Raw genomic sequence first — 14551 nt, 5'->3', positions numbered from 1 at the left:
GGGCGGCGGGCATCTGGGTCACCTGCGTCACTTGCGTCCCTCCATGCGCAGCATCCGGTCAAGGATGATGGCCACCACCACGATGACCATCCCGGCTTCGAAGCCCAGCGCGGTATTGACCGAGTTGAGCGCGCGCACCACCGGCACACCCAGCCCGCTGGCACCCACCAGCGCCGCGATCACCACCATCGACAGCGACAGCATGATCGTCTGGTTCAGCCCGGCCATGATCTGCGGCATGGCATAGGGCAGCTCGACCTTCCACAAAAGCTGGCGCGGCGTGGCGCCAAAGGCGGTGGCGGCCTCGCTCAGGGCCTTGGGCGTGGAGCTGATGCCCAGATGCGTCAGCCGGATCGGCGCGGGCAGCACGAAGATGACGGTGGCGATCAGCCCCGGCACCATGCCGATGCCGAAGAACACGATCGCCGGGATCAGATAGACGAAGGTGGGCAGCGTCTGCATCAGGTCCAGAATGGGCCGCATCGCCGAGAACAGGCGCGGCCGGTGCGCCGCGGCAATGCCGATCGGCACGCCCACGGCCATGCACACCACGCAAGCCGACAGCACCAGCGTCAGGCTTTCGGTGGTGGCTTTCCAATAGCCCTGGTTGAGGATGTAGAGAAACCCCAGCAGCACCAGACCCGCGGTCTTCCAGCTGCGCTGGAGCAGATAGGTCAGCACCACGAACAGCCCCACGACGACCAGCGGCGGCGGGCTTTGCAGCACCCACATGAACCCGTCGATCAGCGCCTGCATCAGATCCGAGAGGCTGTCGAAAAACCCGTCCGCATGGGTCTTGGTCCATTTGAACGCCGCCTTGGCGGTCTTGCCGACGGGAATTTTCGGGATGTCACTCAGATCCATCATGGGCCTTTCGGGTCTTGCCGGACGGGGCGCCAGAGCGCGCAGCCCCGGCCCCTGCCCGGATGTCATGTCGGATACCGGGGCGCGCGCGCGTCATCTGCGCACGCGCACCCCGACATGCGGCACCGCGGACCCGCTCAGGCGCCCGCAATGCCCGGCGTCGGCTCAGTCGAGCGCGGCGGTCACGGCGGCCATCGCATCGCCGCCGTCCTTGGTGGTCACGCCCTCGAGCCAGGGGCCCAGGACATCGGGATTGGCGGCCAGCCAGGCCTTGGCCGCGGCCTTGGGCTCTTCGCCGTCATCGAGGATCGCGCCCATGATCTCGTTTTCCATCTTGAGCGAGAATTCGAGATTTTCGAGCAGTTTTCCGGTGTTGGGGCATTCGGCCACATAGCCGGCGCGCACATTGGTGGCGACCTCGGCCCCGCCGAAGTTCGGGCCGAAGAACTCGTCGCCGCCGGCCAGATAGGTTACGTCGAAATTGGCGTTCATCGGGTGGGGTTCCCAGCCCAGGAAGATCACCGGTTCGTTGTCGTCGCTGGCCCGTTCGACCTGCGCCAGCATCCCCTGTTCCGAGCTTTCCACCACCTCGAAATCCGCCAGACCGAAGGCGTCACGCTCGATCATGTCCAGGATCAGGCGGTTGCCGTCGTTGCCCGGTTCGATGCCATAGATCTTGCCATCCAGCGCATCGGCATGCGCCGCGATATCGGCGAAATCGGCGATGCCCAGCGCCGCGCCGGCGGCATTGGTGGCCAGCGTGTATTTCGCGCCGACCAGGTTGACGCGCACCGTCTCGACGCTGCCACCCTCGCGGTAGGGGGCGATATCGGCTTCCATGGTCGGCATCCAGTTGCCCAGGAAGACATCGACGTCGCCGGTCGACAGCGCCGAATAGGTGACCGGCACCGACAGCAGCTTCACGTCCGTCTCATAGCCCAGCGCATCGAGCACGACCGAGGTCGCCGCGGTGGTCGCGGTGATGTCGGTCCAGCCCACGTCCGAGAAGACGACCGTGTCGCAATCGGCCAGGGCGGGCAGCGCGGTCAGGGTCAGGGCCGCGGCCAGGAGGGGGGTTCTGGGGGTCATCGGGGTCTCCCTACGTTTTTGTTGATTGACGAGTCAATAAACATGCGTGTAGCTCCGACATGCAAGCAGGAAATGGATACGAAGATGCCAAAGCTTGGTGCCGAGCCTATCCGAAGGGCAGCATTGGTGAAAGCGGCCATAGAAACGGTCGGGGATGCGGGCTCGCTTGATGTGACGGTCGCGCAGATCGCGCGCCGCGCCGGCATGTCCTCGGCGCTGGCGCATCATTACTTCGGCTCCAAGGAGCGGATCTTCCTGGCCGCGATGCGCGAGATCCTGTCGCTTTACGGCGCCGAGGTGCGCGGCGCGCTGACGGCCGCGGCCGCGGCGGCGGTCGAGGGCTGCGTGCACCAGGCGCGGCTGCGCGCGATCATCCGCGGGTCTTTCGCGCCGGGCAGTTTCCGCCGCGAGGCCATCAGCGCCTGGCTCAATTTCTACGTGCTGGCCCGGACCAACCCCGAGGCCCGCCGCCTGCTGACCGTCTATCAACGCCGCCTGCAGTCGAACCTGATGCATGATCTGCGCCCCCTCGTCGGCGACCGCGCCGCCGAGATCGCCAGCGGGTTGGGCGCGCTGATCGACGGCGTCTACATCCGCGCCGCGCTGAGCGGCGAACCCGATGCCGTGCAGGCCGCAGGGATCGTCCTGCACCACCTCGACCGAGAACTGGAGTGCGCCCCATGACCCAAGACCTGATCGCCCAGCCGCAAGCCAGCCATTTCGTGGCCGGCCGCCCCCTGGAAGATACCTCGGGCACGCCGTTGCGCGTGGAATATCCCCATACCGGCGCCCCGATTGCCCAGCTGCACGAGGCCACGCCCCAGGTCATCGACGCAGCCCTGACCGCCGCGCGCGAGGCCCAGCCGGAATGGGCGGCGCTGCGGCCCGTGGACCGCGGGCGCATCCTGGCGCACGCGGCCCGGATCATCCGCGACCGCGGCGAAGAACTGGCCCGTCTCGAAACCCTCGACACCGGCAAGCCGATCCAGGAAACGCGGGAGGCGGACTGGCCCTCGGGGGCGGATTCGCTGGAATATTTCGCAGGCCTTGCCCCCACCGTGACCGGCGAGACCATCCCGCTGGGCGCCGACATGGCCTATACCCGGCGCGAGCCCCTGGGGGTCTGCGTCGGCATCGGGGCGTGGAATTACCCCAGCCAGATCGCCTGCTGGAAGGCCGCGCCCGCGCTGGCGATGGGCAATGCGATGGTGTTCAAGCCCTCGGAGCTGACGCCGCTGGGCGCGCTGCGCCTGGCCGAGATCTTCCTCGAGGCCGGCATGCCGCCCGGCGTCTTCAACGTCGTGCAGGGGCGCGGCGCGGTGGGGGCGGCGCTGGTCACCGATCCGCGCGTGGACAAGGTCTCGCTGACCGGCTCGGTGCCCACGGGCCGGCGCGTCTATACCGCTGCCGCCGAGGGCATGCGCCATGTCACCATGGAGCTGGGCGGCAAGTCGCCGCTGATCGTCTTTGACGATGCCACGCTCGAGGATGCGGTGGGCGCGGCCATGCTGGGGAATTTCTATTCCTCGGGGCAGATCTGCTCGAACGGCACCCGCGTCTTCGTGCAGCGCGGCCTGAAGGACGCCTTCCTGGCCCGGCTGGCCGAACGCGCCGCCACGATCCGCGCGGGCGATCCGCTCGACCCCGAAACCCAGTTCGGCCCGCTGATCTCGGCGGCCCAGACCGACAAGGTCCGCGCCTATATCGCCGGGGCCTCGGCCGAGGGCGCGCGCCTGGTCTTCGGCGGCATGGGCGAGGGGCGCTTCGTGCCGCCCACCGCCTTTGCCGAGGTCACCGACACGATGACCCTCGCGCGCGAGGAAGTCTTCGGCCCGGTCATGGCCGTGCTCGACTTCGACACCGAAGACGAGGTGATCGCGCGCGCCAATGCCACCCAGTTCGGGCTGGCCGCCGGGGTCTTCACCCGCGATCTGGCGCGCGCCCACCGGGTGGTGGCGCAATTGCAGGCCGGCACCACCTGGATCAACGCCTATAACCTGACGCCGGTGGAAATGCCCTTCGGCGGCGTCAAGGCCTCGGGGCTGGGCCGCGAGAATTCGCGCGCCGCGATCGAATTCTACAGCCAGGTCAAGTCGGTCTATCTGGGCCTTTCGCCGGTCGAAAGCCCCTACTGATCGGCCTGGACCCCGACGGGGGCCCTGCCCCCGGCGCGCGGCCCGCGCCCCCTCGATGGGGGCAAGGGCCGCTCCCCTCCCCTCCCCTCCTCTCCCCCCTCCTCCTCCCTTCCTTTGCCAGAAGGCCCCTCTGCCTGGAGCAAGACCAATGACGACAACGGCCGAATATGTGATCGTGGGCGCGGGCTCGGGCGGCTCGGCGCTGGCCTACCGGCTGGCCGAAGCCGGCCGCAAGGTCGTGCTGATCGAATTCGGGGGCACCGATTGGGGCCCCTTCATCCAGATGCCCGCCGCGCTCTCCTATCCCATGAACATGGGGATCTATGACTGGGGCTTCCGCACCGCCCCCGAACCCCATCTGGACGGCCGGCGCCTGGCCACCCCGCGCGGCAAGGTTCTGGGAGGGTCGTCCTCGATCAACGGCATGGTCTTCGTGCGCGGCCATGCCTGCGACTTCGACCATTGGGCCGAAACGGGCGCGGCGGGCTGGTCCTATGCCGATGTCCTGCCCTATTTCAAACGCATGGAGAACTGGCACGGCTCCGAGCCCGGCACCGATGCCGACTGGCGCGGCCATGACGGCCCGCTCCATGTCACCCGCGGCCCGCGCGCCAATCCCCTTTTCGAAGCCTTCATCGAGGCAGGCCGGCAGGCCGGCTACCCCGGCACGCCCGATTACAACGGCCCCCAGCAAGAGGGCTTCGGCCCGATGGAGGCCACGATCTGGCGCGGCCGGCGCTGGTCGGCGGCCAATGCCTATCTTCGCCCGGCCAAACGCACGGGCAATCTGCGCATCCTGCGCGGCCTGGCCCAGCGCGTGGTCTTCGAAGGGCGCCGCGCCGTGGGGGTCGAGATCGCGCGCCGCGGCCGGACCGAGGTGATCCGCGCCGGCCGCGAGGTGATCCTGGCGGCCTCCTCGATCAACACGCCCAAGCTTCTGATGCTCTCGGGGATCGGACCGGCCGCGCATCTGCGCGAGAACGGCCTCGAGGTGCGGGCCGACCGCCCCGGCGTCGGCGCGAACCTGCAAGACCATCTCGAGATCTACATGCAATATGCCGCCGCCCAGCCGGTGACGCTCTACAAATACTGGAACCTCTGGGGCAAGGTCTCGGTCGGGGCGCAATGGCTCTTCACCGGGCGCGGCCTTGGCGCCTCGAATCAATTCGAGGCCTGCGCCTTCATCCGCTCGGCCGCGGGCGTGCGCTATCCCGATATCCAGTATCACTTCCTGCCGCTGGCCGTGCGCTATGACGGCAAGGCCGCCGCGGTCGGGCATGGCTTTCAGGCGCATGTCGGCCCGATGCGGTCGAAATCGCGCGGCCATGTGCGCCTGACGGGCCCCGACCCGCGCCAGGCGCCCGAGATCCTGTTCAACTACATGTCCCACCCCGACGATTGGGTCGAATTCCGCCGCGCCGTGCGCCTGACCCGCGAAATCTTCGGCCAGGCGGCCTTTGCCCCCTATCTGCGCGCCGAGATCCAGCCCGGCCCGGATGTGACCAGCGACGACGAGATCGACGCCTTCATCCGCGAACATGTCGAAAGCGCCTATCACCCCTGCGGCACCGCGCGCATGGGCGCCGCCGACGACCCGATGGCGGTGGTCGACCCCGAGGCCCGCGTGATCGGGGTCGAGGGGCTGCGCGTGGCCGACAGCTCGATCTTCCCGCGCATCACCAACGGCAATCTCAACGGCCCCTCGATCATGGTCGGCGAGAAGATCGCCGATCACATCCTGGGCCGCAGCCTGCCGCGCGCCGAGGTCACGCCCTGGATCGCCCCGGACTGGCAGACCCGCCAGCGATAGCGCGACAGATTCACCATCATCCACAAGATGTATTGACGCGCCCCACGCAACCCGCAACATGAAGCCATGTTGCGGGTCTTTCTTTTGCTCCTTTTCCTGTCCCCCGGCGCCGCTCTGGCCGGGCCGTCGGGTGTGCCGCGGGTGATCGACGGCGACACGATCGAGCTTTCCGGCACCCGCATCCGGCTTTTCGGCATCGACGCCCCCGAGGGCGCGCAGCGCTGCCGCGACGCGGCCGGCCGGACCTGGGATTGCGGGCGCGCGGCCACCGCGGCGCTGCGCCAGCTCAGCGCCCGCGGCCTGCGCTGCGAGGGCCGCGACCGGGACCGCTATGACCGGCTGGTGGCGCGCTGCCGGACAGCGACAGGTCAGGACGTGGGCGCGGCGCTGGTCGAAAGCGGCGCCGCCTTTGCCTATGCCCGCTATTCGCGCGCCTATCTGGGCGCCGAGGCGCGTGCGCGCGCCGCCCGCCGCGGGGTCTGGGCCGGACCGGCGCTGCGCCCCGAGGCCTTCCGCCGCGGCGACCGGCTGGCCGCCACCCCGGCTGCGGCCTCGAACTCCGCCCCGGCCCCCGCCTCGGTCTCGGGCGGGAACGGCTGCACGATCAAGGGCAACATCTCGGCGCGCGGGCGCATCTATCACCTGCCCGGCACCCGCGCCTATGCCGCGACCCGGATCGACACTGCCCGCGGCGAACGCTGGTTCTGTTCGGAACGCGCGGCGCGCGCCGCCGGATGGCGCCCCCCGCGCCACCCCTGAGCCCGCGCCCCAACCGCGCGCCCCGGACACGCGCCCCAACCGCGCACCCCTGCGACATTCCGCGCAGATTCCGCTTTTCTCCGGCCGTGCCTGGGCTAGAGTGTTGCCATGATGTGGCGCCCGGCCCGAACCCTGTTCACGCTTCTCCTCGCGCTCGTGCTCGGCGCGACCAGCCTCACGATGGCGGTCGCCCGAGGCCAGACGCGGGCCGCGGGCGAGATCGTGATCTGCACGGGCTACGGCTTCTCGACCATCACCGTCGACGCGAACGGCGATCCGGTCGGGCCTGTCCACATCTGTCCCGACATGGTGCTGGGTCTGATGGCCGCGCTCGATGCGCCGCCTGTCGTCTTCATGCGTCCCGAAGGCCGGGTGGAGCGCCTTGCGCCCCCGGCCCCGCACCTTGTCCGCGCGCGGCGCGCCACCTTGCCCCGCGCGCGCGGTCCGCCCGGTGGTGGCGCTCCCTTCGCCTGAGCCAGCCCCCTTTCCAAGACGGATTGCACCAGATGAAACGCTTCCTTCTGACCGCCGCTGCCCTGGCGGCCCTTGCCGGCGGCGCCCATGCCGCCGATTTCGAATTCAACGACCCCTATGCCATCGTCTCCTCGATGATGGCCAATTCCGGGGCCGCCTTCATGACCATCGTCAACACCACCGACCGCGACGACCGCGTGATCGCCGCCCATGCCGACGTGGCCGAACGGGTCGAGCTGCACACCCATATCTCGGATGCCAATGGCGTCATGCGCATGATCGAGGTCGAGGACGGCTTCCCGGTGCCGGCCCATGGCACGCGCGCGCTCAAGCGCGGGGGCGATCACGTGATGTTCCTGGGCCTGAAGGGCCCGCTCGAGGATGGCACGGTGGTGCCGGTCACGCTGACCTTCGAGCACGCCGGCGATGTCGTCGTCGAGGTGCCGGTGGATCTGTCGCGCAACCGCCCCATGGGCATGATGAACGGCGCCAAGCCCGGCATGGGCATGGGCATGCCCGCCAACTGAGCCCGCCTGCGCATCGCGCATGCGGCCCGGCGCCGTCTTCAAACGCAGAACGGGCACCCCTCGGGGTGCCCGTTCTCGTCGCTGCCCCGGTCCCGGTGGCCGGGGCGTTGCACCCTATTGGGCACAATAGGCTTCGGCGGTGTCGCCGAAATTGCGGTAGCGCCGCCAGAAGGCCGCATCGCTGGCGCGGTCGGACTGGCGGACCTCCTGCGCCTTGTGCGGATCCTTGAAGAAGCCGGCCGCGCGGCGCTGGTCGGCGCGGGTCAGCGTCAGATCAGCCGCGCGCTGGATGCATTTGCAAAGCGCCGGGTCATTGGCCCGTCCGGCGCGCATGCAGGCGCCGTCGATGGGCCCGGCAAAGGCTGCGGGGGCGGAAATTCCGGTCAGCAGCAGGGCGAGAAGGGTTCGTTTCATTTATGCTCGTGCCTCGGGTGGATGTGGACCTCTTGGCCGGTCGGAAACGCCCCCCTGCGGCCCCATCCGCAGCGCCCGACCAGACTCGTAAAGGTTAACAGAAACCCGGCAAATCTTCAACGCGCACGGTCATCGCCCGCGCGACGGCGCGGGGATTGCCGCCGAGACCGGAACAGCCCGCGAACGCGGCGCGCGCGGATCTCTCCCCCGCTTGGATTGGCCCGCTCAAACCGGCCCGCTCAGGCCAGCCGCTCTGGTGCGGGTGTCGGCGCGGACATCAGCACCATCTCGGGCCGGCCTCGCCAGCCCAGATCCGCCCAGAAGGCCAGCCCCGCGGCATTATCCGCCAGCACATGGATATGGACCTTGGCGATCCCCGCCCGGCCCAGCGCCGCCATCGCCGCCAGGGCCAGCGCCCGTCCCGTGCCCATGCGCCGCGCCGCGGGCGCCACCGCCAGGTGATAAAGCGCACCGCGCCGCCCGTCGTGGCCCGCCAGCACCGTGCCGACCAGCCCCGCGTCGGCCTCGGCCACGAAGGACAGGCCGGGATTGCGGCTCAGGAAGGCGGCCAGCGCCTCGGGGCTGTCGGCGGCATCGAGACAGACGCCCGCCATCCCCGCCCAGAGCGCGCGCGCCGCCGAAACATGCGCGGCGCCGAAAGGGGACAGCCGCGGCGGGGTCACATCACCCCCGGCACCACCAGATCCGGCGGCCGGTGCCCGTCGGCAAAGGTCTTGATGTTGATGATCACCTTCTCGCCCATCTCGACGCGGCCCTCGACCGTGGCCGAACCCATATGCGGCAGCAGCACGACATTGGGCAGTTCGCGCAGGCGGGGGTTGATCTCGTGGCCGTGCTCGAACACGTCGAGCCCCGCCCCCGCGATCTCGCCGGCACGCAGGCCGCGGGTCAGGGCGTTCTCGTCGATGACCTCCCCGCGCGAGGTGTTCACGATGACCGCGCTGGGCTTCAGCAGCTTGAGCCGGCGCGCGTTGAGCAGGTGATAGGTCGAGGGCGTGTGCGGGCAGTTGACCGAGATGACATCCATCCGGCTGACCATCTGGTCGAGGCTTTCCCAATAGGTCGCCTCGTGCTCGGCCTCGATCTCGGGGCGCAGGCGGCGGCGGTTGTGGTAATGGACCTGCATGCCGAAGGCGCGCGCCCGGCGGGCCACCGCCTGCCCGATCCGGCCCATACCCAGGATACCCAGCCGCCGGCCGCCGACGCGCCCGCCCATGAAGGCGGTGGGGGCCCAGCCCTCCCATTTGCCGGCCTGCATGACGGCCAGGCCCTCGGGGATGCGGCGGGTCACGGCCAGGATCAGCGCCATGGTCATGTCGGCGGTGTCCTCGGTCACGACGCCGGGGGTGTTGGACACCAGCACGCCGCGCATCCGCGCCGTGGCCACGTCGATATGGTCGATCCCGGCGCCGTAATTGGCGACAAGCTTCAGCCGCTCGCCCGCCTGGGCCAGCAGGTTGGCGTCGATCTGGTCGGTGACGCACGGCACAAGGACATCGGCCCGGCGCATCGCCGCGGCCAGTTCCTCGCGGGTCATGGGCTGGTCGCCCTCGCGCAGTTCGACATCGAAAAGTTCCTTCATCCGGGTCTCGACGACTTCGGGCAGGCGTCGCGTCAGGACAACACTCAGGCGCGGGGCGGGCATGACGGGGCTCTCCTCTCTTCCCTGTCGGGTCTCTTGCTGGCAAAGTGGACCGCAACGCGCGAGGGCACAAGCCCCGGCAAGGCAGGAAGATCAGGCAGACGTCCCCGCGGCGGGCGCCAGGGCGGCGCAGGGGCCCGGACGACGCCCCGGCAAACGAACGGACAGTCATGAGAAGAATCCGATTCTATCTGGGCGGCGCAGCGGCGCTGGGGGTGGTGGCGTGGCTGATGACGCTGGGCGCGGACCGGCAGGACGCGCCGCGGGATCTGCCCAGCCTGGCCGCGGCGCTGGGGGGCACTGACGCGGCCGGGGAGGCCGCCGCCGATGACGCGACCGTGATCGAGGACACGACCGAAGACCCCGAGGACGAGGCCCCCGAAGAGGCCGCCCCGGACGAGAGTGACCCGAACGCCGCGGCAACGGCGCCCCCCGAAACCGCAACCCCCGAAACGGCCACATCCGCGCGCCGCGCGCCGCCGCCGGCCCGGCCCGGCAGCCGCGGTGCCGTCACCAACCTGCCGATCCCGCGCTATGTCTCGCTCAAGACATCGGAGGGCAACGCCCGGCGCGGCCCGTCTCTGTCGCATCGCATCGACTGGGTGTTCCGCCATCCCGGCATGCCGCTGCGGGTGACCGGCGAATACGGCCATTGGCGCCGTGTCGAAGACCGCGACGGCGCCGGCGGCTGGGTGCATTATTCGCTGTTGTCTGGCGTGCGCACGGCGGTCGTGACCGACGACGGCGTGCGGCTTTTGCGCAGCCCCGATATCCGCGCGCAGGTGGTGGCGCTGGCCGAACGCGGCACCGTGGGCCGGCTGGGCGAATGCAACCTCGACTGGTGCGAGATCAGCGCCCAGGGCGAAGAGGGATGGGTGCGCAAGGACGTGCTGTGGGGCGTGGACCCCGACGAGATCCGCGACTGACGCCCCCCCCCCCGCCCGACCCGACCCGGCCCGATCCGACCAACCCGATCCGGCGCGGCCCTGCGACATCGGCGCCAGGCCCGCGCACGGACATGTGCGCCCGAAGGCGGGGCGCTTGGGATAGGCTCGGGCCGCGGATGGCCCTGGCGCGATCACCTCTGGCCCCGATCTGCTCTGGCCCCGACCTGCTTTGGCCCCGATCGCTTTGGCCCCGAACAGCTCTGGCCATGGCGGCCCGGCGGCGCTATCAGGCGTGTCCGGCGCGCCCGCCGCCGGCCCCGCGGCCACCCGTGGGGACCGATCCACTGATGCGGACGATCCGGGGGGATCATGAGCACACAGACGCACAGATTGAACCTGTCGGCGGGGCTGGCCTCGGTGCTGGTGGCGGCCGTTCTGGTGGGGCTCAAGCTCTGGGCGCTGTGGATCACCGGGGCGCTGTCGATCGCGGCCTCGCTGACCGACAGCGCCATGGACCTGATGGTGTCGCTGGGCGCCGTCCTGGCCATTCTCTATGCCGCCCGCCCCGCCGATGACGACCACGCCTTCGGCCATTCCTCGGCCGAGGATCTGGCCGCGCTGGCGCAGGCGGCGCTGGTGCTGGTCTCGGCGGGGGTGATCTTGTGGACCGCCGCCGGGCGTCTTCTGGGCACGGCCGAACCTCTGACGGCGCAGGGGGCCGGCATCACGGTTATGGTGGTGTCGGTGGTGCTGACCGGGGCGCTGGTCGCCTGGCAGACGAGGGTGGCGCGGCGCACCGGCAACCGCGTGGTGGCTGCCGACCGGCTGCATTACCTGGGCGACCTGATCCCGACCGCGGGGGCGATCCTGGCGCTATGGCTGTCAGACCGGTTCGGGCTGACGCGGGTCGATGCGGTGATCGCGGCGCTGGCGGCGCTGTGGATGGGCCGCGGCGCGCTGGGGATCGGGCGCGCCGCCTGGGACGCGCTGATGGACCGGACCGCCGACCCGAAGATCGTGGCTGGCGTGGCCGAGATGGCCCGCGCCATCCCCGAGATCCGCGGCTTTCACGACCTGCGCACGCGCACCGCCGGCAGCCGGCTGTTCGTGCATATCCATATCGAGCTGGACGGCGACCAGCCGCTGCGCCAGGCGCATGCCACCGCCGCCCGGCTGAAGGCGCAGATCCTCGAACGCCACCCCGGCGCCTATGTCATCGTGCATCAGGATGTCGCCAAGACCGATCCCGCGCAGCCCTGAACGCCCCCCGGGCCTGCCCGTGCGGCGCGGGGTTCTCGGGCGTCGATTTTCTCAGGGCTCGATCGTCTCGACCGGGTGCGGCGGGCGCACGCGATAGCGCGCAAGGAACACCTCGACGGCGCCGGCAATCGTGCGGGCGCGGTCTGCCGCGCTGACCTCGTCGATCCCCAGAACCACACGCAGCTGGATGTTGGCGCGGCACATCTCGGCGAACTGATCGGCGGCCAGATCCAGATCGGGGATCTCCAGCTCGCCCCGCGCGACGGCCGCCTGGAGATAGCCGACCAGACGCGCGCGCACCAGAAGCGGGCCCGATTCGTAATATCGACGCCCCAATTCGGGGAACCGGTCGCTTTCGGCCACGCTGAGGCGATAGATTGCCCGGCCAAAGGGCGACATGATGAAATCGACGATGCGCCCGCCCGCGCGGGTCAACACGTCTTCGGGCGCAGCATTGACGTCGGTCAATTCGACCGCGGCATCGGCCAGATGGGCGCATTCCACGCGCACCACCTCCATGAAGAGAAGCCGCTTGTCCGGGAAATAGCTGTAGAGCGTCGCCTTCGAGACCTGTGCGGCGCGCGCGATCTCGTCGACATTGGCCCCTTCGAAGCCATCGCGCAGGAATATCTCGCGCGCGCCCTCGAGAACCTGACCAAACTTGCGGCCGCGACGAATACGCGTCTCGCCCATCCTACCTGCTTTCTGAAGCTGCGCCGGTATACCAGCAATAATGGGCGTAGATAGACACCACCCCTAAGCAAGGACAAGCAAAAATGGGTAGAATTACACCGGCCTTACGCCGCAGGCCGGACGCGCAGGGTTGCCTTGGCAAGGCCATCGGCTATGTCTGTGCGCAAGCTGCCCATTCGGCGGGCAGACGGTGGAACCGATATCCCGAACCGACAGCAGGAGACCCCTCGTGAGCCAGCGCGACACCGCCCGCAGGACTGCGTCGACCCCCGGAGCCCGCGCCCAGGACGAGGGGCAGGCGATCGGCGCCGCGCTCGACCGGGCCGAGAGCCATGCCGAAACCACCTTTGCGCCCGATCCGGCCGATCCGCGCGCATTGCGGGCGGCGCTGGGGCGCTTTGCCACCGGGGTGACCATCGTGACCGCGCGTGCCGCCCCCGATGCCTGCGCCCCCGAGGGCGCGCCGCTGGCGATCACGGTCAACAGCTTCGCGTCGGTGTCGCTCGATCCGCCGCTGGTGCTGTGGTCGGCGGCGCGGGCGTCGCTGCGGCATGTCCATTTCGCCGCTGCCCCCGCCTTTTCGATCCATGTGCTGGGCGCCGAGCAGCAGGCGCTGTGCGCGCGCTTTTCCTCCAGCGGGGCGGGCTTTGACGGTCTGGCCTGGCGCGCGGGCGAGGATGGCGTGCCGCATCTGGCCGACGCTCTGGTGCGCTTTGACTGCACCACCGAGGCGCGCCATGACGGCGGCGATCACACGATCATCATCGGCCGCGTGACGCGCGTGGCGCTGGGGGCGGCGCGTGCACCGCTGGTCTTTGCCGGCGGCAAGTTCGGGCATTTCGTCTCGGACCAGCCCGACGATTAGGGGTATTTGGTCTCGGGCCAGCCCGATGATTTGTGACATTTCGTCTCGGGTCAGCCCGATGATTAGAGACATTTGGTCTCGGGCCAGCCCGACGACAGGGAAAAAACCAAGCATTTTAGAGCTTAAGTCCCCATTAAGCGGCGCCTGCTAGCGTGAACCTCGGGTGAACAATTGGGGTGGTGGAATGGCAGCGCGTGACAACGCGGCTCCAGTCATCATCAAACGGAAGAAAGTCTCGGGCGGCGACGGGCACCATGGTGGTGCCTGGAAAGTGGCCTATGCGGACTTCGTGACGGCCATGATGGCCTTCTTCCTGCTGATGTGGCTGCTGAACGCAACGACCGAAAAGCAACGCAAGGGGATCGCGGATTACTTCAACCCGACGATTCCGATCAACAGGGTTTCGGGCGGGGGCAACGGGTCCTTCGGCGGCGATTCCGTCTTCTCCGAAGACCAGATCGCGCAGAACGGCATCGGCGCCAGCAGCCCGCGGCCAACCGAGGAACGTCAGGCCCGCGGCCAGACCGGCACGCAATCGCAAGATGCCGAGGCCGAGGCCGACAAGTTCCAGGAGCTTCAGCGCCAGATCGAGGAAGCGCTGATGGGCATCGCCGGGGAATCCATGGTCAGCGAACAGGCCATGCGTCATATCGTGACGCGGGTCACGGACGAAGGCCTGATCGTCGAATTCTTCGACATCGACGGCGAGCCCCTGTTCGTGGGCGACAGCGCCGAGCCGACCGAGCTGACCCGCCAGATCGCGGCGATGCTGGGGCGTGTCTTCTCGCTGGTCGACAACGAGATCGCGGTGAACGGCCATGTCCGGGCCTTTCCCGAGATGCTGCGCGAGAATCCCTCGTGGGAGCTGTCGGCCGAACGCGCCCAGGCCATGCGCCAGATGCTCGAGGGGACCGAGATCCGGCGGGACCGCCTGCAACGGGTGACGGGTTTTGCCGACCGCAAGCCCTCGGCCGAAAACCCGATGGATGTGCGCAACAACCGGCTTGAGATGATCTTGCTGCGCAAGGGAAAATAGCCCTTCGGCAGGGCCGGGCCCCACGCGGCCCGGCCCTGCCGACCGAAGCAATTATCGCTCAAGTTTAGCTGTTAG

16 protein-coding genes are annotated in these 14551 nt (G+C 69.3%); 10 read left to right on the top strand and 6 right to left on the bottom strand.

Annotation, left to right across the window (positions count from 1 at the left end; genetic code table 11):
• Positions 1–27 precede the first annotated feature (27 nt).
• Together choW and choX are read right to left on the bottom strand one after the other, a co-directional pair.
• Entirely contained in the window at positions 28–864 is an 837-nt protein-coding gene (choW, locus tag BW949_RS06380) for a choline ABC transporter permease subunit (RefSeq protein ID WP_076364861.1), read from the bottom strand.
• A gap of 165 nt (positions 865–1029) precedes the next feature.
• On the bottom strand, positions 1030–1953 hold the full coding sequence (gene choX / locus BW949_RS06375) for a choline ABC transporter substrate-binding protein (protein ID WP_076364195.1): 924 nt from the start codon (positions 1951–1953) through the stop codon (positions 1030–1032).
• 84 nt (positions 1954–2037) lie between these two features.
• Between choX and betI the strand changes: the two genes are divergently transcribed.
• The 6 genes from betI to BW949_RS06345 all read left to right on the top strand — a co-directional run bounded on the left by betI (position 2038) and on the right by BW949_RS06345 (position 7658).
• On the top strand, positions 2038–2637 hold the full coding sequence (betI, locus tag BW949_RS06370) for a transcriptional regulator BetI (protein WP_076364859.1): 600 nt from the start codon (positions 2038–2040) through the stop codon (positions 2635–2637).
• Positions 2638–2645: 8 nt separating this feature from the next.
• Positions 2646–4088, top strand: a complete 1443-nt coding sequence (betB, locus tag BW949_RS06365) for a betaine-aldehyde dehydrogenase (protein ID WP_097176996.1) — start codon at positions 2646–2648, stop codon at positions 4086–4088.
• Between the two features lie 148 nt (positions 4089–4236).
• Positions 4237–5898 (top strand): choline dehydrogenase, encoded by a 1662-nt coding sequence (betA, locus tag BW949_RS06360; RefSeq protein ID WP_076364193.1) that lies wholly within the window; start codon positions 4237–4239, stop codon positions 5896–5898.
• A 66-nt stretch (positions 5899–5964) separates the two neighbouring features.
• On the top strand, positions 5965–6657 hold the full coding sequence (locus tag BW949_RS06355; RefSeq protein WP_076364191.1) for a thermonuclease family protein: 693 nt from the start codon (positions 5965–5967) through the stop codon (positions 6655–6657).
• Positions 6658–6765: 108 nt separating this feature from the next.
• Positions 6766–7131: a hypothetical protein gene (locus tag BW949_RS06350; protein ID WP_076364189.1), complete on the top strand. Its 366-nt coding sequence runs from the start codon at positions 6766–6768 to the stop codon at positions 7129–7131.
• Positions 7132–7163: 32 nt separating this feature from the next.
• The gene (locus BW949_RS06345) at positions 7164–7658 is read left to right on the top strand and encodes a copper chaperone PCu(A)C (protein ID WP_076364187.1); all 495 of its coding nucleotides are present in this window, start codon (positions 7164–7166) and stop codon (positions 7656–7658) included.
• Positions 7659–7772: 114 nt separating this feature from the next.
• Here the strand turns inward: BW949_RS06345 and BW949_RS06340 are convergent, their stop codons facing one another.
• The 3 genes from BW949_RS06340 to BW949_RS06330 all read right to left on the bottom strand — a co-directional run bounded on the left by BW949_RS06340 (position 7773) and on the right by BW949_RS06330 (position 9738).
• Complete coding sequence (locus tag BW949_RS06340) at positions 7773–8072, bottom strand: hypothetical protein (protein ID WP_076364185.1); 300 nt, start codon at positions 8070–8072, stop codon at positions 7773–7775.
• Positions 8073–8311: 239 nt separating this feature from the next.
• Positions 8312–8755, bottom strand: coding sequence for a GNAT family N-acetyltransferase (locus BW949_RS06335; RefSeq protein ID WP_200805130.1), 444 nt, complete (start codon positions 8753–8755; stop codon positions 8312–8314).
• Positions 8752–9738 (bottom strand): 2-hydroxyacid dehydrogenase, encoded by a 987-nt coding sequence (locus BW949_RS06330; protein WP_076364183.1) that lies wholly within the window; start codon positions 9736–9738, stop codon positions 8752–8754. The genes BW949_RS06335 and BW949_RS06330 overlap by 4 nt, the downstream gene beginning before the upstream one ends.
• A gap of 227 nt (positions 9739–9965) precedes the next feature.
• On the opposite strand from BW949_RS06330, the gene BW949_RS16470 reads away from it, so the two are divergent.
• Together BW949_RS16470 and BW949_RS06320 are read left to right on the top strand one after the other, a co-directional pair.
• Positions 9966–10661 carry an SH3 domain-containing protein gene (locus BW949_RS16470; RefSeq protein ID WP_083947652.1) on the top strand — a complete coding sequence of 232 codons (696 nt, stop codon included), beginning with the start codon at positions 9966–9968 and terminating at the stop codon, positions 10659–10661.
• Positions 10662–10991: 330 nt separating this feature from the next.
• On the top strand, positions 10992–11882 hold the full coding sequence (locus BW949_RS06320) for a cation diffusion facilitator family transporter (protein ID WP_076364181.1): 891 nt from the start codon (positions 10992–10994) through the stop codon (positions 11880–11882).
• 51 nt (positions 11883–11933) lie between these two features.
• On the opposite strand, the gene BW949_RS06315 is transcribed toward BW949_RS06320, so the two are convergent.
• On the bottom strand, positions 11934–12575 hold the full coding sequence (locus BW949_RS06315) for a TetR/AcrR family transcriptional regulator (protein ID WP_076364179.1): 642 nt from the start codon (positions 12573–12575) through the stop codon (positions 11934–11936).
• A gap of 301 nt (positions 12576–12876) precedes the next feature.
• Between BW949_RS06315 and BW949_RS06310 the strand changes: the two genes are divergently transcribed.
• Positions 12877–13440: a flavin reductase family protein gene (locus BW949_RS06310; RefSeq protein ID WP_076364853.1), complete on the top strand. Its 564-nt coding sequence runs from the start codon at positions 12877–12879 to the stop codon at positions 13438–13440.
• A gap of 184 nt (positions 13441–13624) precedes the next feature.
• Positions 13625–14476 carry a flagellar motor protein MotB gene (locus BW949_RS06305; protein ID WP_076364177.1) on the top strand — a complete coding sequence of 284 codons (852 nt, stop codon included), beginning with the start codon at positions 13625–13627 and terminating at the stop codon, positions 14474–14476.
• Positions 14477–14551: the final 75 nt, after the last annotated feature.

Origin of the sequence: Phaeovulum vinaykumarii, from assembly GCF_900156695.1 — a bacterium.
In the GTDB taxonomy this organism is placed as follows: domain Bacteria; phylum Pseudomonadota; class Alphaproteobacteria; order Rhodobacterales; family Rhodobacteraceae; genus Bieblia_A; species Bieblia_A vinaykumarii.
The sequence above is the reverse complement of the archived record's forward strand: the minus strand, read 5'-3'. Positions and strand labels throughout refer to the sequence as shown.